Source organism: Chryseobacterium sp. JJR-5R, from assembly GCF_034047335.1.
GTDB lineage: Bacteria > Bacteroidota > Bacteroidia > Flavobacteriales > Weeksellaceae > Chryseobacterium.
Genome location: NZ_CP139138.1, coordinates 14,236 through 35,036 on the forward strand (window position 1 = coordinate 14,236; position 20,801 = coordinate 35,036).

At 40.9% G+C, this 20,801-nt stretch carries 18 protein-coding genes and 1 pseudogene; all 19 read left to right on the forward strand.

What is annotated here, in order from left to right; translation table 11 throughout:
• The first annotated feature begins 22 nt into the window (after window positions 1-22).
• Window positions 23-343: a DUF4134 domain-containing protein gene (locus tag SD427_RS18765; RefSeq protein ID WP_414017731.1), complete on the forward strand. Its 321-nt coding sequence runs from the start codon at window positions 23-25 to the stop codon at window positions 341-343.
• Between the two features lies 1 nt (window position 344).
• Window positions 345-668: a DUF4133 domain-containing protein gene (locus SD427_RS18770; RefSeq protein WP_320561125.1), complete on the forward strand. Its 324-nt coding sequence runs from the start codon at window positions 345-347 to the stop codon at window positions 666-668.
• On the forward strand, window positions 643-3,708 hold the full coding sequence (locus SD427_RS18775) for a TraG family conjugative transposon ATPase (RefSeq protein ID WP_320561126.1): 3,066 nt from the start codon (window positions 643-645) through the stop codon (window positions 3,706-3,708). Before SD427_RS18770 ends, SD427_RS18775 begins: the two co-directional genes overlap by 26 nt.
• A complete protein-coding gene (locus SD427_RS18780) occupies window positions 3,695-4,354 on the forward strand; it encodes a hypothetical protein (RefSeq protein WP_320561127.1) in 660 nt (219 codons plus the stop codon). Before SD427_RS18775 ends, SD427_RS18780 begins: the two co-directional genes overlap by 14 nt.
• 2 nt (window positions 4,355-4,356) lie before the next feature.
• Window positions 4,357-5,043 (forward strand): hypothetical protein, encoded by a 687-nt coding sequence (locus SD427_RS18785; protein WP_320561128.1) that lies wholly within the window; start codon window positions 4,357-4,359, stop codon window positions 5,041-5,043.
• Between the two features lie 2 nt (window positions 5,044-5,045).
• Entirely contained in the window at window positions 5,046-5,711 is a 666-nt protein-coding gene (locus tag SD427_RS18790) for a hypothetical protein (protein WP_320561129.1), read from the forward strand.
• Window positions 5,712-5,715: 4 nt separating this feature from the next.
• The gene (locus SD427_RS18795) at window positions 5,716-6,546 is read left to right on the forward strand and encodes a hypothetical protein (protein WP_320561130.1); all 831 of its coding nucleotides are present in this window, start codon (window positions 5,716-5,718) and stop codon (window positions 6,544-6,546) included.
• Between the two features lie 38 nt (window positions 6,547-6,584).
• A complete protein-coding gene (locus SD427_RS18800) occupies window positions 6,585-7,814 on the forward strand; it encodes a type IV secretion system protein (protein ID WP_320561131.1) in 1,230 nt (409 codons plus the stop codon).
• A gap of 20 nt (window positions 7,815-7,834) precedes the next feature.
• Window positions 7,835-8,449: a conjugative transposon protein TraK gene (gene traK, locus SD427_RS18805; protein ID WP_320561132.1), complete on the forward strand. Its 615-nt coding sequence runs from the start codon at window positions 7,835-7,837 to the stop codon at window positions 8,447-8,449.
• A 2-nt stretch (window positions 8,450-8,451) separates the two neighbouring features.
• Window positions 8,452-8,805 carry a hypothetical protein gene (locus SD427_RS18810; RefSeq protein ID WP_320561133.1) on the forward strand — a complete coding sequence of 118 codons (354 nt, stop codon included), beginning with the start codon at window positions 8,452-8,454 and terminating at the stop codon, window positions 8,803-8,805.
• Complete coding sequence (gene traM / locus SD427_RS18815; RefSeq protein WP_320561135.1) at window positions 8,795-10,039, forward strand: conjugative transposon protein TraM; 1,245 nt, start codon at window positions 8,795-8,797, stop codon at window positions 10,037-10,039. Before SD427_RS18810 ends, traM begins: the two co-directional genes overlap by 11 nt.
• Window positions 10,040-10,050: 11 nt before the next feature.
• Window positions 10,051-10,920 (forward strand): conjugative transposon protein TraN, encoded by an 870-nt coding sequence (traN, locus tag SD427_RS18820; protein WP_320561136.1) that lies wholly within the window; start codon window positions 10,051-10,053, stop codon window positions 10,918-10,920.
• A 2-nt stretch (window positions 10,921-10,922) separates the two neighbouring features.
• Window positions 10,923-11,276 carry a hypothetical protein gene (locus tag SD427_RS18825; RefSeq protein ID WP_320561137.1) on the forward strand — a complete coding sequence of 118 codons (354 nt, stop codon included), beginning with the start codon at window positions 10,923-10,925 and terminating at the stop codon, window positions 11,274-11,276.
• Window positions 11,252-13,243, forward strand: a complete 1,992-nt coding sequence (locus SD427_RS18830; protein ID WP_320561138.1) for a type IV secretion system DNA-binding domain-containing protein — start codon at window positions 11,252-11,254, stop codon at window positions 13,241-13,243. Before SD427_RS18825 ends, SD427_RS18830 begins: the two co-directional genes overlap by 25 nt.
• 227 nt (window positions 13,244-13,470) lie before the next feature.
• On the forward strand, window positions 13,471-14,244 hold the full coding sequence (locus SD427_RS18835; protein ID WP_320561139.1) for a M23 family metallopeptidase: 774 nt from the start codon (window positions 13,471-13,473) through the stop codon (window positions 14,242-14,244).
• Entirely contained in the window at window positions 14,234-14,956 is a 723-nt protein-coding gene (locus SD427_RS18840; protein WP_320561140.1) for a hypothetical protein, read from the forward strand. Before SD427_RS18835 ends, SD427_RS18840 begins: the two co-directional genes overlap by 11 nt.
• A 178-nt stretch (window positions 14,957-15,134) precedes the next feature.
• Complete coding sequence (locus SD427_RS18845) at window positions 15,135-17,735, forward strand: hypothetical protein (protein ID WP_320561141.1); 2,601 nt, start codon at window positions 15,135-15,137, stop codon at window positions 17,733-17,735.
• Between the two features lie 80 nt (window positions 17,736-17,815).
• Window positions 17,816-18,499 (forward strand): hypothetical protein, encoded by a 684-nt coding sequence (locus SD427_RS18850; RefSeq protein ID WP_320561142.1) that lies wholly within the window; start codon window positions 17,816-17,818, stop codon window positions 18,497-18,499.
• A 621-nt stretch (window positions 18,500-19,120) separates the two neighbouring features.
• A pseudogene (locus SD427_RS19130) lies at window positions 19,121-20,404 on the forward strand (Eco57I restriction-modification methylase domain-containing protein); the annotation flags it as partial.
• Between the last annotated feature and the right edge of the window lie 397 nt (window positions 20,405-20,801).

A 20,801-nucleotide genomic window follows, 5' to 3' on the forward strand; every position in this document is an offset into this window, starting at 1 on the left:
ATTTTTAAATTTTTTTAACATGATGAAAAATCATTCCAATCAACAGACAACAATGAAAAAAGTGTTAACCCTGGCTCTAATTGTTTTGGCAATGACCCCGATGCTGGCCCAGGGAGGAGCCTCGGCCATTTCCAATGCGGCCAGTACCATCAAGGATTACTGGGATCCGATCAAGCTGATCTTAAATGCCGTAGGGGGCCTAGTAGGATTTATCGGGGGTTTAAGAGTGTATAATAAATGGAGCAACGGAGACCAGGATATCAACAAGGAGATCCTGGGCTACGGAGGAGCGATGATTTTCCTTCTGGTCGTTCCTCAATTTGTTACCGCATTCTTCAATTAATATGGGGTTCTATTTGTATAAGGGGCTTAAAAAGCCCCTTTTATTTTTCGGACTTAAGGGCAAGTACATTTTTTATGCGGTAGGAATAATCGCAGTAGGGGTATTGGCAGCGCTTATCCTTTCCAAGTTCGGACTACTGGGATCACTACTGGGACTGGGCCTTACTGCAGGAGGTGTTTTTCTTATTTTCAAGAGGCAGGATAAGCACGGCCTTTATAATAAGACCAAGAATTTTGACGAGATTCTAATCTTTCCAAAGAATAACAAAAGACTATTGAAATATAGTAAATCCAAAAGCAATGAAAACAAAAAAGCAGACATTTAATATCCCGTTTATCGGCTTTGACCTGGCTAAGGATAAGGGCTGGGATTTTGATGTCCTTTTCGGGCAGTATGGAAACCCGATCATTGGCATCAAAATAAAGAATATCGTAGAGCAGTATTCTGCTGATCCTGATAATTACATGAATTTCCATACCGTTTTGAACCAAGTGGTTTCCATCATCGGGGAGGGAAGGATCGTTCAGAAGCTGGATATTTTCTCAAAGAAAAAATATGTGGCTGAAGAATCCAACCAGTTTCTCCAGCAGAAATACTCCGAGCATTTTGACGGCCGGCTGTTCAAGACCATCGATACCCTTCTTCTCTTTACGGATATTATCGAAGATAAGATCAAAGGTAAAAGCAAGATGTATAAGTTTTCCCCAAGGAATTACAAGGAACTCAGGGATAAATGCCAGAAGATCTTTATGCTTTTAGAACAGAGTGGGTGTGAACCCAAATATATGTTTGAAAGTGATTTCGAGTATTATATTTCCGGAGCCTTATCTATGAGATTCTCTGACAACCCTGTTTTCAATAATATCAAAAGTACCAATGAGTACCTTCAGATCGGAAACCGGTTCGTTAAGAATATTTCCTACGTGGATGTGGAGAATCTGGATCTGCCTTCGGAAATCGATCCGTATTCTTTGTTGGGTGGCAATGGTGCCGCTTCCGATACCGCTGTTGACAATTTCTCATTTATCAATGAACTGGAAGATTATGAGACCATTATTTACAACCAGGTTATATCCATCCCCATGCAGGCACCCCAGCAGCGGGAACTTGATAAAAAGAAAAAAAAGCATGAAGGCGCTGCCGCCAATTCCCCTTCCAATTCCATTATAGCGGAAGAGATCGGGGATCTTTTACAGAATATCGCCATGGACGGACAGTTGGTGGTCAATGCCCATTTTTCCATCCTCTTTTCGGCGGAAAGCCTGGAAATCATGGAAAATATCCAGTCCATGATCGAAAATAAGCTTTTCACCAAAGGCATCATTGTCTCACAGAATGCGTATAACCAGCTCGAACTCTTCCGCTCGGCCATACCGGGCAATGCCACAGAACTCAGGGAGTACGATTTATTCATGACGACAAGCGAAGCAGCCTTGTGTTTTTTTTTTAAAGAGAGTTACCCGGTAAACGAAGAATCGAATTTTTACCTCCGGTTTACCGACCGTCAGGGGGTTCCGTTAAAAGTTGATCCGTCCGATCTGCCAATGGATACCGGACGGATCAATAACCGGAATAAATTTGTACTGGGACCATCGGGGTCAGGAAAATCCTTTCTGATGAATAATATCATCGAGCAGTATCTGACCTATAATTATGATGTCGTGATTGTCGATACCGGTGATTCCTACTCTGGGACCTGCAAGTATAAAGGCGGTAGGTATATTCAGTATACAGAAGAAAAGCCTATTACGATGAATCCTTTTCTGATGGATAAAAAAGAATTCAATATTGAGAAGATAGAGTTTTTGACCAATTTGATTTTCCTGATCTGGCAGGGACCTGAAGCTTCGATGTCTTCGGCGCAAAAGTCGATCCTGGATAATGTGCTGATGTCGTATTACCATTCGTATTTTAATTCGGGAAATCGGTGGTATGAGAGTAAAAGTACCGAAGAGCTGATCCTGTATCTGAATAAATACAATATCAACGAGGATGATCTGTTTTCTGAATTTGAAAATGAACTGAAAGCGGAGCGCAACTATTATGACATCCTGGAGATTACTTTTGATGCAAGTTCCGAAGTAATCAGGCAGGCAGGAAGATCGCTTCTTAATACGCACCATCCGGATAAGAACATAAACAATCCTGACTACGATGTAGATGTTTATTACAAAGTACATGAGGCATATGAAACCCTGAATGATGAAAATAAACGAAAAGCATATAATGAAACGCAGCTGATCCTAGTAAAGTCCCGGGATGTGATCAAGCAGCCTGAATCATCGGAAGAGTGGAACGAATCATTCAGAAAAGCGATTATAAAGAAAATCCAGAAAATTGAAGAAACCTTATCCAGCAAAGAACTTTCCTTTAATGGATTTTACGACTATTGTGATAAATTTTTACCACTATACCTGAATCATAAGAAGCATGGAATCAAGGAAGGTGAATTTAATTTGCGAACCTTTTTCTTTGTTTTAAGGGATTTCTATAAAGGAGGCAGATATGGGACTACCCTTAATGAGAGTGCGGATAATACCCTTTTTGATGAAACTTTTATTGTATTTGAAATTGACAATGTAAAGGATAACCCGAAGCTATTCCCGATTGTGACCCTGATTATAATGGATACTTTCATCCAGAAAATGCGTCTCCGGAAAGACCAGCGAAAAGCCCTTATTATTGAGGAAGCCTGGAAAGCAATTGCCAGTAAGCTGATGGGAGGGTACATCCTGTATCTCTACAAAACGGTGCGGAAGTTCTGGGGGGAAGCAGTGGTGGTTACCCAGGAACTCGATGATATTATCGGTAACGCGGTAGTAAAAGATTCAATCATCAATAATTCCGATACGTTCATTTTACTGGACCAAACCAAATTCAAGGACAACTTTGATAAGATCGCTTCACTGCTTTCTTTAAACAAAGTGGAGCAGAATAAGATTTTTACGATTAATAACCTGAATAATAAGTTCGGCAGGAGCCGCTTCAAGGAATTTTACCTGAAACGGGGTTCCAAAGGCGAAGTCTACGGGAATGAAGTTTCCCTTGAGCAATATTTAACCTATACAACAGAGAAGCCGGAAAAGTCTGCGGTAGAGTATTATGTGAAGGTACATGGTGAGTATGATAAGGCTTTACAGCAGTTTGTTAGCGATTTTAAAAAGCTCGATGATAAAATGCCAAACATGGTGGCCTTGGTTAATCTCTATGGGAATCCGCTTGATGAAAAGATTGAATCCTATTACCGGGCGATGAAATCGGTTCACAAAGGGAAAAATATTTTTAAGGTGATCTCCCAGGAAATGGAAGACCGTGAGATCAGCTTCTCAGAACTACTTAATCAATATTCATATGAAAAAGTTTAATATCAGTATCCTGTTTATATGCCTGGGCAGCTCTGCCTTTGCACAGAATACCTACATCGATCCGACCGTAACGGCCGCCATGATCCTGTATTCGGAGAACCTGAAGGCCAAACAGAACCAGGTCATTGACGAGACTTCAAAACTGAAGGATGCCCAAACCTGGGTAGGAACGCAGATGGTGGCTGCCAATGATATCCAGAATAAAATACTTAAAGGGCTGAAGGAAGTTTCCGGGACGCTGCAAAATGGAATCCAAGTTCAGCAGATCTACGCGGAGCTCAATAAATGCTATAAGTATTCCTCGGAAGTCGTACAGCTGGCCTCGGCCCACCCTGAGTATGCCATTTTCGGAGCAAAGGCCTCACAGAAGACCTATGAACAAAGTTTAAAGATCGTAACGGATGTATCGGATATCCTTGCATCCGGGGAACTGAATCTTGCGACTGCAGGTGACCGGTATAAGATCCTGTTTAACATTTCGGAGAATGTAAAAAATCTGAAGCTCTGGCTTCTGGCCATCAAGCTCAAGCTTGAAAAAGCCAACCGGTTGGGCTTCTGGAATTCGATCAATCCTTTTGCCGGGTATATCAATACCGATAAAAGTATTGTGGAGAATATCATGTACAAGTACAAGCATAATTTTTAAAAATGAAAAGGAAGTTTTTCATAGTTCTGTCGGTGATTTCCGTGTATATCGTGATCACATCTTCAGGAGGGGGATCAACTCCTGCCTGGCAAAAGGAAAATGTTTCCTTCCCGATGATGGACATCGAGATCAATGCCTCGGTGAAAGAACATGAGCGGCAAAAGGAAATGAGACAGAAGCAGACACTGAATGCTTCGGTGGAAACGGTCAATGATACCCAGTGGAAAAATTTTAAAGATAAAGTTACCAAAATCCAGGACCGGCTGCGCATTGTTTCATTCGCTATACAGGCTGTACCGACAGGAATAGCCATGACCAGGGAGATTAATAAAATTACGGATAACCAGCAGGCTATTATCGAAGAAATCAGTACGGCTCCCTATTCCATTATTGCGGTTCTGCCATCCCAAATTCAGTTTGTGGATGATCTTCAGATGGTAATCAGGCTTATTGTCGGAATCATTGCCTCCTACGGGGCCATTAATCAGATGGAAAAATCCGAGCGTAAGATTTTGCTGGATTATGCTTTGGGAGAAGTGAAGCAGCTCAGCCGAAACTCGACCCACATGCTGTTAAAGATCCGGGATATTAAAGCGAAAGTACTCCGCAATAAAAGGGCTTTCCAGTATTATGTCAACCGGGACAGGCAGGTAGTGGAAGATATCATGAACAACATCAAATCTTTTTAATAATGAGAAAATTAGTAATTATCGGTCTTTTCGTAGGTTCAGGACCTTTGGCATACAGCCAGACTATCGTTGTCAATGATAAACTCCTGGCCCAGCTTTCTGTTAACCATGGCGTACGCATGGGAAGTGAAGAAGCTTTTTTAAGTTCTTATAAAAAGCAAAACGAACTGTACAATGACATAAAAAACAAAACAGCCCAGGTGATTGCCATCCAGGAGTATATCTACCAGCAGCTGAAGAATGTCAACTCAGCACTTACCCAGAGTAAAAAACTGATCTATCTCTATCAGTATTTTGGTAAGATTACGGAGAACTCTAACAAAATGCTCAATCTCTCTGCCCAGAATCCGGAATATGCCATTTTAGTTTCCCAATATTATGCTGACATATGGAAACAGGTAGTAAAGCTTCAGCACGAAGTAATCACTGATGTTATGCGTGAAGACAAGGATTTCCTGATGGATGCTCAAGATCGGGAAATGCTGATTGAAAATATTTTTATCCGGGCCAGGAATATCAACGGCAATCTCCTCTATATCATCATGCGGCTGGAAAACGCTAAGAAAATCCCTTACCTGTACCAGGTACCGGTACTGCGGAACTACATTAATATCGATAAAGCACTCGTGGGCGATATCATGCAAAAGTACAAATACATTTTTCACTGAAATTATGAAAAAAGCACTTAAAGATCTAACCCTGGTATCATGTCTTTTCACTGCCTCTGCCATGTTCGGACAGTTCAGTGTTAAAAGACTGAATGACCCGGCCATCGTAGCGCAGCATAAAAGAATGGTTTTTGAGAGCTGGGGCGACTGGAGGCCCTATCCTAAATATGTCCTGGGGATCCAGACAAATTTTGCCTATGCTACCGTATGGGGGATGTGGTCGCCTAAGGTCAACAGGGAATATAAGGATGGGGAAGACATCAGGCCCCTGAAACCGACAGGAGTCCAGAACCAAAGATACGCGCAACTAAAATTCCAGGAGGAAGAAGCAAAAAAGATAAAGGCCGCTTCTGATACGATTTATAAAAGAAGCGTACAGGACCTGGCCCACTGGACTTCTGCTACGGTAGATGCAGATCCCCTATGGCTCCTGTATTACAAACGGATGCTGAATCCTATTACCTATTTCCCCGATACGCCTCAAAACTTTATCGAATGGAGGTTAAAAGACAACAAGACCTATGAGATCCTGTATACCTCCGGAACCCTAAAAAGGCTCCAGGAAGAGCTGGATATGATCAAAGAGAAATACACAATGTCAAGAACAATAGACATGCCCAGGGGGAAGCGGTTTATCATGTATCATGAAACGCTGATCCGCTGGAGAAAATTCGTAGAGGAATTAAAAAGATATAACAACAGGACAACGCTTTTGCTGGATTACAAGAACATTTTTAAAAATCATTTATCTACTACTTTACCTGCCGGATGGACACCGGCTTCAGATAAGGAAATAGTGTATAACATTATGAAGCAATACAAACATAAATACTGACCACAATGAATAAAAAAATCACCCTCATTTGTTGCCTTTTGGCAATTTTATTACCGGTCATGGGCTTTGCCCAGACCGACAGCGATTACAGCAACCTGCTTCAGTTTTTGAAAGGGGACGGAGCGTTCGAAAAATGGTTCATGGAGGTTTTCACCAAACTGGACAACAGCGTCCAGGATAGTGCAGCAGGATCTGCCCTGGTTGGTAGGGCCATCGGGGGACTGGGCGCTTTGATGTACCTGGGATACATGGGATGGCAGATGGCTGCCGGAGACCGGGAATGGGAAATTACCCCGATGCTCAAACCGATACTTATCGGTTTTACACTGGTCTACTGGACCGGATTTGTCGATATGCTCCAGGCTCCCTTTGAAGCCATCGCCGAGCCGGGAATTTCTATTTTCAGCGATGTGGAATCCGAAGTCAACGATCTGCGGGTAACACGGTTTAAGAAACAGCAACAGCTGCTCGATGCCGTTATCAAGCTGCAGTCCGAAGAGCAGGCCAAGCAGGATGTAATCGATAATACTTCAAAGTTTTCTGATGATTCTTTTTTTGATATGAGTGAGAGCTTGGATAAGCTGATCCAGCCGATTAAAGAATGGCAGATAAGAATGAGATTCGATATGCAGAAGCTGGTTTCTGAGATCATTGAGTTTATCTGCCTTTCTATCTTAAGGGTCTGCGTTTACCTTATTTTTTTTATTCAGAAAATATGGTCTTATATCCTGATCATACTCGGACCAATCGCTATCGGCATGGCCCTGGTCCCCGGATTTGAAAACTCTTTCTATAGCTGGGTATCCAAGTTCATCAATGTTAATCTATACACCTTTGTCGCTTATACCATTATCAATATCGGCCAGCAGCTGATCGCTTCGGGATATCAGATGGAGATCGAAAGGTATGATACCCTTCTGACCGGAGGTACGATAAGGGACCTGGATGCATTAATGGTCTATATAGGAAATTCCGGAATGATCTATAATGGCCTCTTTACGTGCGTGGCCTACATCGTTACCGGGATTGGGGTGCTGATGACCCCAACAATCGCTGATTCTATCGTAACGGCAGGAGGAGCCGGGGCGATGACCAAAATGAAAGCTGCAGCCGGAAAATTGGCGAGTAGCACTAAATCGACGATTATAGCCGCTAAGTCCGGAGGCCGTTCCGTAGCAAGTGCTGCAGCAAAAACCAATAAGGCAGGATCGGCTTCAGGAAGAGTACAAGGTGCTATGAAAAATGGGACGAATGCTCCAAAAGGTTAAATACATTAAAATATAAAACTATGCTTATAAAAAACATTGAAACAAGAATTAAGGTCAATAAGGCAGTTTCCCTGGCAACGATAGCCTTTGCCGTTTTTATTGTTATCGCAGGATTCTTTTTTTCTTACAGAATGATCGAGGATTCCAGAAAGTCGATTTACATATTGGACAATGGGGTTCCGGTACTGGCCAAACAAACAGACGTACTGTTGAACCGTCCGGTTGAATACAAGGCACAGATCGAACTCTTTCACCGGCTGTTCTTTACCTTGGCCCCGGATGATGCCTATATCAAAGAAAATATACAGAAATCATTATATCTGATTGATGACAGTGCCAAAAAGGAGTATACCAACCTGAAGGAAAAAGGATTCTTCAACCAGATCGTTGCTTCCAGCTCGATGGTCAGCATCCATGCGGATTCCATTACGCTTAGCCCGGATAACAAAAAGTTCCGGTTTTTCGGGAAACAGATGATTACCAGGAAATCTTCGGTTATCACCCGGAAACTGATTACGGAAGGCTTTTATGACGATATTATCCGAAGCCCGAACAATCCCCATGGCGTGATGCTTAAAAACTGGCGGATCATTAACAATGAAGAAATCTCCAACCAAAACAGAAACTCTTATTAACAATGGCAAAACCACTCAAACTAAAAGACCGGAAATGGTTTTCCTGGATCGTCAATAATCCCAAAAAAGTCTATCTCTATTCCATGATCTTTTTATCGGTTTCCTACATAGGATCGCTTATCCAGGGAATATTCTTTCCTTCAGAGACTAATTTTAAAATTACAACACCGGTTTTGTATTCAAAAAGTCAGGTAGTACAAAATAAGTCTTCCCACAATGGAAAGGAAATGGAAAAGATCGTGAAAGAGCTTGAAACCCTTAAAATCAAAAGAGACCGGAAGGCACTAGAAAAGAAAGACAGCCTGAGGATCGATTATCTGTTCAATCAATATGAAAAATTAAAAAATGGACTTTAAAAAAATAAACTTTAAAGATAAAAAATACATCCTGCCCCTGATAGCACTTCCCTTATTGATCCTTTTCATATACGTAGGGGTCGGGCTTACAAGCGGCAGCAAAAAAGGAAAAGATCAGCCTAAAGAACTTTCCTTATCCTTGGGAGAAACCAGGGATTCCATAAAGACAAAAAATGATGCCTACGATGAGTTTTTTAAAAATGAAGATAACCGATCGGAACTCGCAGGCCTGGATAAGGAAGAAGACAGCCTGATGAATTATGGAGATAACCTGTCCCTGGCTCAAAAGCGCAGGATCGATTCATTAAAAGAAATGAACGCGAATAAAGGCTATCAGGCACAAAACGGCCCGTCTTCCTATTATAAAAAAGCAGGGAATGGTAATGGTGGTGGAAGTAATGATGACAGGGACTATAAGAGGTCTTCCGATATCATCAGGATGCTGAATGACAAGTCATATGGAAAACCTGATACCGGGTATGAAGAAGAAACGGCAAAGTATAATACCAGGAACCAGCCGCAACAACAGCAACAGCCGGATCCGGTAAAATACCTTAAACAGCAGATGCTAGTAATGGATTCCCTAGAAAAATCAAGGGATCCTGAGTACCAGAGCAAACTTGCCGCTGAAGAAAAGCTGAAAATGAATAAAGAGAAAATGGACGAGTTCATTAATTCAACCTTTAACGTAAGTAAATCAGGCATCAACGACAATTTTAACGCCATCTACAAGGATAAAGAAAACAGCTTTATCAAAGCGGTCATTGACGAAAACAACAAAGGTTTTCTCGGCAGCAGGATCAGGCTGCGTCTGCTTGAAGATATTTTCATAAGAAACAAGAAGATCAGCAAAGGATCCATCCTGTATGGCCAGATCTCCGGGTTCTCCATGCAGCGGGTAGATTTGAAGATCGTTTCGGTTTTCGTAAAAGGAGAAATTTATCCGGTTAACCTTTCGATCTATGATGTAGACGGTATGAAAGGTCTGTATGTACCGCAGAGCGTGTTTCGTGATATGATGCGGGAAATGGGAAGCAATTCAGTACAGGGAACCCAGATGGATATGGGCGGACAGGGGTTCTTTACCACGATTGGATCCAAACTTTTTACTTCCACTTCAAAATCCATCGCTAACCTGATTAAAACCAATAAAGCGAAGCTTAAATACAATTCTTATGTATTTCTGATCGATGAAAAACAATTAAAAGACTCACAAAACCAACAAAATAAATAAAAAATAGACCAATGAAATCCATAGTTTTAACCCTACTTATCTTTACTGCTCAATTCTTATCGGCGCAGACCGCCACTAAGGAAAAGATTACATCAGATCTCCCGGAAATTGAAATCACGGAAGGGATCAACCTTCATATAATATCACCGGAACCCATCCAGTACGTTGACCTCTCTACCCAGCAGCTCACCGGTGATCTTCCGGCAACCAATATTGCCAGGATAAAAATCACTGATCCTGTGGATACCGAAGAAAAAGGAAAAGCTAAATTACCTATGCGGTATTCCGTAGGCAGCAAAATCGGGATCATTACCGTAGTAGGGCAATCTTTTATTGCTCAGTACAAGGCCATCTACAGGAATTCTGACAATCTGAATACCGTTACCAACATTCATATCCAGCCTGAGGCCATGCAGCCGATTGAATTTGATAAATTGACCTTTTCCAATCTGGAACTGAGAAATTTTGCCATGGATATCATACAGAAGAAATCCGAAAAAAATCCGGTCCAGCAAAATAAAAGTCTCAAACTGACTTTCCAGCTGAATAACGTGTATGTAATGAGCGACTATATTTTCCTGGATATGACCTTTAAAAATGATTCTAACCTGGCATATGATATAGAGGACCTGAAGTTTTCCATAGAAGACAAGAAGATCTATAAAGCGACCAACAATCAAAGCATCGAGCTGGCTCCGCTTTTCAAACTGAACTCACAGAAACACTTCAGGAAGAATTTCAGGAATATCTATGTATTTAAAAAGTTCACCTATCCCAACAGCAAAGTTCTGATGATCCGCATGATTGAGGAGCAGCTCTCCGGAAGGACTATTGAAATGAAGGTGAACTATTCAGATATTCTAAAAGCAGATACCTTTTAAAAATGATGGGAAGTTTTGATTTTGAAAGTCTCGTTAATCTTTTTTCAATAGTCGGGTGTGCTGTTTTCTTTATGTTTATGATAGGACATTGGAGATCAACAGAAAAAGAGAAGCACCAGGAAACTCAACTGGATAAAAACAAATTAGGAGAGTTAGAAAAAAAATTGAAATCCTTATCAGAAAAATTCGACCGTTTTGTGAGTACAAACGAAATAATCAAGGGAAAGATTAGAGAAAATATTAATGACATAGAGAAGCTAAAGATTGATAACCGGCGATTAGATACGAAAGCTAAAAATTTACAAAAACAACTCAATTATTTAAAAAGAAAATGCAGGAACAGCAACATCAATTAAAACTATATGGATTTGTCCAGAAGGCGGTGTACGGAGTAGTGGCATTGGATTGTGCATCTCTATTTTATCTTCATGCGGATGTGCCGGTGCTTTCCAATTTATTGAAGAATTTCACTAAGCTCAGTTTCTTTTACCCTCCGGTAAATGCAAAGTTCGCTACGCTTATTCTTATCGGACTTGTGGCCATCGGGACCAAAGCCCAAAAAAAGAAAGACCTTAATACCACTACCGGAATAATAATTCCGATGGTGGTGGGGCTTCTGATGATCTTTTCTTCATTGTTATGGCAAGGCGAGGCTGCAGATCCTCTGCTCCCAAAAGTATTGCCGGGCATGAATATATACCAGGTCGGTTATGCGCTCCTGTCTTTTATCGGTGCGGTAGTGCTTCAGATGGGTGCGGATAGTATATCCAAACTGATGAAGCAAAAAATGGGGAAAGACCGATGGAATGTGGAAGAAGAAAGCTTTGACCAGAACCAGGAACTTGTAGTTGGTGATCATACAATCAATATTCCTTATCTGTATTGGTATAAAGGTAAATTAAATAAAGGATGGATCAACATCAATCCATTCCGTGGGACTTGGGTAATAGGTACTCCGGGTTCCGGTAAGTCTTTCGGGATTATCAATCCAGCGATCCGGCAGATGATTGCTAAAGGTTTTTGTCTCTGCATCTATGATTTTAAATTTCCGGACCTGGCGCAGATCGCTTATTATCATTATCTGCTTAAAAAAAGTAAGGATTCTGATTACAATTATGGTTTTCATGTCATCAACCTTAATAAGGTAGAGCAGTCAAAAAGAATTAATCCATTTGCAAAAAAATATGTGGAAACATTGGCGGATGCTCAGGAAATGGCGGAATCAATGGTTTCTTCCCTGCAAAAAGGAGGAGCCAGCGCGGGAGGTGGAGCTGATCAGTTCTTCACCCAATCCGCGATCAACTTTCTTTCCTCATGCATTTATTTCTTTGCTACCTATCAAAATGGAAAGTACTCAACACTGCCGCATATCCTGTCCTTTATGAACCGGAGTTATAAGGAAATATTCGATACGCTTTTCAATCATGAGGAACTCTATTCCCTGTTATCCCCCTTTAAATCGGCTTATGATAATAAAGCTTTTGACCAGTTAGAAGGGCAGGTAGGTACCCTGAAGATCTTTTTATCTAGGCTGGCCACAAAAGAAAGTTTCTGGGTTTTTTCCGGGGATGACGTGGAACTGAAGATAACGGACCGTGAAAATCCTTCTATCATCATCCTGGCCTCTGATCCGGCCACACAAGATATTAACTCAGCCCTATACTCTTCGGTTCTCAACAGGACCCTACGTCTTGTCAATTCTAAACACAATCTTCCGGGAGGGATCATAGCCGATGAGTTCCCGACGATTTATATTCATAAGATCGACAATATCATTGCGACAGCGAGAAGTAACCGGGTTGCTGTTCTCCTGGGGCTTCAGGAGATTCCGCAGCTCAAGCAGTTTTATAAAAAAGAAGTTGCCGATACTATTGCCGCTATAGTTGGAAATGTTTTCTCCGGATCCGCAAGGGATAAAAATACATTGGACTGGCTTGAAAAGCTGTTTGGAAAAATAAAACAGAAAACGTACTCCCAATCTATTTCGCAGCAGGGAACCACCACCAGCATCAATGAAAAAATGGACAACATGATCCCGGCCGGAAAAATAGCTGCCCTGAGAACGGGGGAAATGGTCGGCATGATTGCCCAGGGTGAAGAGAATGATACCGAAGTATACAAGTCATCCGCTTTTAGTGGGAAAATTAACCTGGATATGAAAGCGATAAAAGAAGAAGAGGAAAATTATGTTAAGATGCCATTATATTACTCCTTTATTGATAAATCAGGCGTTGATCGGAAAAATGAAGTGCTGATGACAAACTACAGACGCATCAGCAAAGAGGTAGAGTTGCTCGTGAATGAGCTTGTTAAGCCGGATTAAAAATAAACTTAAATTAAACTTAAATGACAATTAATACCAAAAACGAAAAAGCAGCATTTCTTTTTGAAACAGTAGATCAGTCCTTTGATGATAAAATTCAATTGATTCTCGGAGAATTAAAACCAGGCAGCAATCTGTCTGAGATTATGATATATACGAAAGTAAAGATCCTGATTACATTATTGATGGTAACCGGCAGTTTGTCTTATGCTCAGTTTAATACGCTGATGCCGAGCCATCCAAAAAGAGAAAACCAGGAATACAAAAAAACAGCAGAGACCCAAAAGGAAGAAAATGTGGCCACTATAAGAAAGATTAAAAAGCCCTGGATAAAAATCTTTAACAGCCCGAGTAAATCGGATCTGAAAAATGAGATTGATTCCCTGAAGATCCTTATAAAAGACCTGGGAGTAAAAAGCAGCGAAAAAAAATCAGAGTATCAAAAAATAAAAGACTCATTACTGGCCATAGCAATGGAAAAAGTCCGGCATCGTGAAAAACGGCCAGATACAAACTATTCTCTAACAAAGTATGATCTGGTAGAGGCACCGGAAGAAGAGTCCGGATCAAGAATTGTAATGCCGGTTAGAAATAAAATAATCATTACTTCTTCATATGGATCACGGGTACACCCGATTTTCGGAACAAAAAAAATGCATAACGGCATTGATCTAAAAGCCAGTTACGAAAATGTATACACCGTAATGGATGGTATTGTCACCGCTGCGGGGTGGGACCCTAAAGGCGGAGGCAATTATATGAAAGTAAAACATTTCAACAGGTTCGAGACTTCGTACCTACATCTATCGGAAATGTACTATAAACCGGGAGAAAAAGTAATAGCCGGTTACGTAATCGGAAAAAGCGGAAACAGTGGAAATTCTACTGGGCCGCACCTACACTTCTCCGTGAAAGAGTACGGGCAAAATATAAACCCAGCTGGTTTTTTAAACGACTTAATTAAAATAAATAACTTAATAGCACTTTACAATGAAAAGTAAAAACGGCACATTACCAACAGACGATTTAAAGAAATACGGCATTATCGAAGCTGATAATTCTTTTTCAAAAAAATTAACAGCAGATGATATCCAGAAATTCCTGCAGGGATTTGTTATCGTAGCGGATAATGACAAAAGAAGGGTAACGTTCCAGCTTACCGGCAATAACTCGCAGCTGGACGTTAATCTATATGAAAGGGATAAAAACCTTTCTGATATCCTTGTAAACAGTAAAAACGGAATTGAATATTCCGGTATACAGAATATTTCCCCGGATGGAAAATATAAGGAGTTTGAGAAAAAGGCATTCATTTATGACGCATTACTAAAAGTCACTAAGGAATATGATTTTATAAAAGATGCGGCAGAAATTACGAAAATGGTTGCAGAGACAAAAAATGCAGACCAGATCCAGCGCTATAAATATGAACTGCAGCAGCTCAAATCATTCCTAAAGGATAAGGTAGAAGAGTACCCGGAGATCGCCAAAGAGATTTCCGTGGATATTAATATTGTCAGCAAGGAGCTCAGTTCAATAGAGAGCATCTTACCTACTGAAGATAAAAAGTTCAAAAATGGAAAAGAGGATATCCAGCTGAATGTTAATGATCCGGATCTGTACCAGGATGCTAACCGGGAAAGGCAGGAAGAATTTGAACAGGAACAAGAAGAAGAGCAGGAGGCTGAAAGGCCTCGTGGATTTAGAAGATAAATTTTAACGTGTAATACAATATCTCCAAAACCATTTTTACGAAAGTAGAAATGGTTTTTTTATATGATGTATCATTTAGCCCATTTTGGTATTATTTAGCCTATAACATGTTGTAAACGTTGTTTATAGGGGTTTTATTCTAGACTTTTACTCAAAATACACTTTTAACTGTAAAATTATGAGCACAGAATTATCGTGGTTTGAAAGGAATATTATTCCTTTAACCAAATCGTACAAAGATTTCATAAAGGCCAAAGAAAGCACGCCTCCTGAACGATGGAACAAAGATGGGGAGAGAAAATTTTCCAGTAAGGAAAAAAAATATCTTCAGATCTTCCAGAACAGGATGAAGAAGGCATCAGCTGCACCTATTGTTCCCGATGTTCCTATAATCCCGGTAGCGGAAAAAAAACTGGAAGTTAAAAACCCCGAACTGGAAAACCAAATTTCCATTGATATAGAAAAAGACATTGTAGGAAAAATTACCAGGTATGATCTTTTCGGTAAAGTAGCAGAAGTAAAAGAATTTATTTCTGAAGAAAGTTACCTCAATGCAGTACAAGAACAAGTTGGCCGGACTAATTTCAAAAATGAAACACTGCTCAGGAATCCTGTCCTTTTAAAGAAAGTAGATGATATTCTGACTTTGGACCGCAAAAGTATTCTTCCCCTTGAGCATTATATTGATATGGTAAAAAATGAAATTAAAGATGAAATAAAAGATATGTTATCTCAGAAAGTACCTGCACCTGAAATAGAGATCGGAAAGATTACCAGGTTTGATATTATAGGAAAAGAATCAGAAACCAAGGTCTACACATCAACTGATGATTATCTTAAAGCCCTGCAGGAACAGATAGGCCGGATTAATTTTAAGCATGAAACCCTGCTACGAGATCCCGAACTCCTTAAAAAGGTAGGAGATCTTATTTTAGGACCTAAAAATCCTTATTCTCTCGAACACTATATTAAAATAGTGGAGAAAGAAAAAGCGATTGGCCATGTACAGTATACGTCTGCCTATATCCAGGAACTTAGCACTATAATCTCAGATGCAAAGAGAGAAAAGGAAGAAGTTGTAGGCAAGCTTTCCTTTTATGATGATAACGGTAAGGTTGGAGATGTAGCGAAATATACCTCTAATGAGAGCTATCTTCAGGCAATAAGTTCTTCACTCGATAGTCTTCCTATGGGCTCATTTAAATGGGATACCATAGCCAGGGATCCTGAGCTGTTAAAAGCGGTAGACGACCGGGTCTTTGGAGAATATGGGGAGGGGAATTCAACCCCGCTGGAATACTATATAGAAAAGGTGAAGAATGAAAAGATCTTCGAAAGATATGAAAAAGTAGAAGGGAGCTTTGCTAAAGCTTCTAAAGAGATCATTGATACGATTTCATCGGAAAAGCTTTTAGAATTAAAATCATTGAAGGAGTATAATGTTTCAAATGAAATGCGGGCGGATAATTTCTCTACTATCAAACTGTTAAGAGAAGATATCGATAAAATAAACGAAGTTCTTTTGGAAAGGAGTAAGGCTGATAAGGTGTCTATTATCTCGGATGCTCATCCGGCGTTTGATGCACTTGCTGATAAGCTGCGGGAACGATATCAGATTGAAGAAGATCCAAACATCCCTCTTAATTCTCCAAATGCAAAAGATTTTTTACAACAGGCGATTGAAATTGCTAAAATGCCGGATGAAGTGCAAAAAGCAGCTCTTGAGTACATTAATACAGTTGCTTTTAAAAACCTGGTTGCAGGTGATGAGTATATCACTACAGTTAATTCCGGAAAAATTATCACAGATGATCAACCTGAATATGCGGAATTTATTGAGAAGACCGATTTATTAGAAAAACTTCTTTTTGATAATGGAATCAAGGCGGGTAAACTACCTAAATTAGAATCTACTGCTGCCAACTATTTTACCGTTTTAGTAGGGGAATTAAAGAGAAACTTTTCCCATGAAATTGGACAGATCAAAAATACAAATCAATTCAATTATCATGAAATTCCCATTTATATTCAAAAAAATCAAGAGCAGCTGCAGCATCATAAGGATCAACTGAAGTACCTTGGTTTCGGAGAAGGGGAAAAGCTACGCAAAGACTTAAAGGATGGAATTGATTCCCATCAAAGCAACTTTGAGATCCATACTGTTTCTAGTAAAACCAAACTCGGAAATACGGTCAACTTTGCCATAAAATATGCCAGGCTTGACCGGGGGGAAATTTTCCTTAATTCCTATAATGGGCATCTCACCAATGATAAGGGCGCAAACATCCTGCAAAACTTTAAAGTCACCAAAGACAATCACTTTTCTGCAAAAGAAGCAATAAACCTGTTGGAAGGAAGAGCAGTAAAGATAGGATATACCAATCCACTGACTGATCTTAGGGAGCAGGCTTTTGTTAAGCTCAATGTATCGGAAGAGAAGAATACATCAGGAAACTATAATTTCCAGACCTTTTCCCTGGACTATGGCGTTAATACCCGGCAGATCGTAGAGAAATCGAATCTAATATTCGACAGGCCTGAACTTAAGGAAAACGTTATAAAGTCTCTTGAAAAAGGCGATATCGTAAGCGTGAAAATGAGTGTGGAAAATAAAACCATCCAGCTGAGTGCTGTCCTAAATCCACAGTACAAGACCCTTAACCTGTATGATTCCGATATGAACAGGATCAATACGAATAAACCCATTCAGGGGCTGGACAATACCCAGGTACAGGAAAAGTCGAACGTACGCCAGCAAAGCATGTCCAGAGGCATTTAATTAGTCCCGTCTTTCTATACTATACAACATAATATATAAGCGGTAAGCCCGGTGCTGCCGCTTTTTAAATTTTTAATACGATGAACAAAAAAATCAAACTAACACTTATTCTCTTTGTTTCTGCAACCTTACTCTCCTGCCGCAAAGAGATTCAGTCCAGCCAGGGAGGCATCGATATGATCTCTAATGTGTATTTCAACGCTTCCAAGGGACTGAACCAGATGCAGACCTTCCATGTTTCCAGGATAAACTATTCAGGCGATTCCATCCTGGAGATTATCCCTGACCATGTACTCCCGGGCGTTAATGCGGGAACTATCTTTATCAGGGATTCCCTGTACTATAGTCTTCAGGACAATCCCGGTTCCACCGTCATATCGGAACTGACAGGCAAATACCAAGGCAAGCTGGTGTACAATAAAAAGGTCGGAGCCATATTTTCCAAAGAAGAAATCCCGAATTATAGAAACAGAAGGAAGCTCACCGATACGATACTGTTCAAAAAGAATTACAAAAGGTTCGAGATCAATTCTCCCTGGATGTATATGCGGTTCTACATCTACCCGACCGATACGATTTTACCTTACTCCCTTTACAAGCACGTAGAGCGTGATTACGGCGGAAGGCTGGAAAGGATCGATTCTTACAATAAAAAGACTGATGCGTTTGTCACCCTTCAAATTATTCCCCGGCAGCAGTGGGACGAAGAGGCAAGGGATTTTTTTTCCTTTAACAGGTACATTCAACAAAAAGCAAATAAATAGTACAGGTAAACAATGACAAAGTATTCAAACGAAGACATTGAAAGAATCACCGGTGCGGTCTCCGTACTGGATTATTTCCTGCACCTTGAAAACCAGGGGAAGGTAAAATATGACAGTAAAAAAGGCCATGATTATTTTTTCAGGAAAGAGAATGATAAGTTCTCCGTTACGCCTAATGGCTTTTATAGTTTTTACACCCGGGAAGGCGGAAAGATCCTTAAGGCGGTGATGACCTTGGAAAACAAGTCGTGGAAGGAAGCCCTGGATTTTCTGGCAGATTTTTCCCATCATTATAAAATTGAATCTATTGCAGAAAGAAAAAAGGAATTTCAGAATACAGAAAGTATTTCCAGGTCTACGGTAAAAATCCAGTATTCCGGAGTTCCGAATAACGAAAAGCTGCTGGCCTATTTCCAGGACAGGGGGATATCGAAAGAAATCCTTCAGGCTAATACAAAACAGATCCATTACGAGAACAATCAAAAAAAGTATTTCGGGATCGGGATGGAAAATCTCTCCGGAGGTTTTGAGATCAGGAATCCGTTGGCTAAGATTAAGATCGGTACGAATGACATTTCGGAAATAAAAGGAACCAGGAATGAGATGATCGTTTTTGAAGGCATGACCGATCTGTTCTCTTTCCTTGAGCTTCAGAAACTAAGCGGAAACTCAAACACCCGGACCCTTATATCCCTAAACTCCATTACCAATGTAGACCGGTTTATATCGCTCCATAAGGATTTTGACGGTAAACTGTTCCTGTGCCTGGATGGGGACAAGGGGGGAGATCTGGCTACCGGAAAGCTCCTTCAGGAATTTTCCGGTAAGAATGTAAAAGATGTCCGGCCTTTTTATTCCATTTCCGAGAATGGGAATAATGACTTAAATGATTATTTAAAAAATAAATTAGGCATTGCCATTACCATTGAGCAAAAAATCACTAATTTTAATGAACAAAATACAATTAACAATGGAAACGATACACCTGGATCCCAAAGAGTTCCCGATCCTGAGCAAACTAGAGGAAACGCACCTGAACATAACGCTGGACCATCTGACCGAGCAGGCCAACCCGGGCAAGAAGATCACCCAGGCCGACAAGAGCTGGTCAGCCCTGATGCTGGAAATGGACCTGGCCGCACAGAGCGGATCGATCCGGGAACCGGAGAACCAGGCGGAAGATCCTCAGACCGCTCACAACAGAATGATGCTGAAAAGAATGAGGGAGAACAATATCCCTTGGGCGGAGGAGTACTACTCATAAATTCCACCAATATTCCTGAACTTGATGCCCTTATCTTACAATATAAGGAGCAGAAGATCAATAACGAACAAGTTGCGGAAATCGTTTCCGCAGCTTGTTTTGTTTCCCGGGACAACAAGGTCCTTATAAAAGAAAACCTTATCATTACTGAAGAACTGAAGGATATTATCAACCGGTTCAAAAGCGGTGGGGTTGCTAAAGAAGGCCGGGGGATTCTGGATGAGTACTATACTGATAGTAAAATCGTCGATTCTATCCGGAACCTGATCAAAGATGAATTCAAAGGAACCCAGGCTTTGCAGGTACTGGAGCCCAGTATTGGTACCGGGAACTTTATCCAGGCATTAAAAGAGCTCGATACTAAAACCTTTGTTACCGGCTTTGAAATCAATGAAACAACCGCTAAAATCGCGAAACTTTTCCATCCTGAAGCTGAGATCAACCTCCGGTCTTTTGAAACCGAGTTTATCGATGATAATGGCATAAAATCCAGTTCTGAAGACTATGCCGGCCGGTATGACCTTGTTATCGGTAATCCGCCTTACGGGGAGCACAGGGGATTCTATAAGGGCCTGGGCGAGGAGCCCGGGATCTCCAAATACGAGGACTACTTTGTTAAAAGGAGCCTGGACGTACTGAAAGAAGAAGGTATGCTGGCCATGGTCCTTCCGTCCGGATGGCTTAACCGACAGAAAAAGCTGGGCGGGGCGGAACTATCCAATGCCTTCAGGTTGCCGGTAGGGGCCTTTGCCGGAACACAGATCGGGACCGATATCATCATTCTTCGTAAAAACAGCCTGAAGCGGGAAGAAAATATTTCCGGTTACTTTGATCTTAATCCGGAGAAAGTACTCGGGGTAACCAAGGAAAGAAGCAACCGGTTCGGAAGAATGGAATCCTATATATCCGGAACGGTTGAAGATGCCTTATCAAAAATAGAGCAGATCCAGAACCGGAGCAGCGCAGAGCGGATCGGAGATTTGTTTGAAGATGTTTCCATCGAAGTTCCGGTATCAAAGGAAGTCAGCGATACTTTAA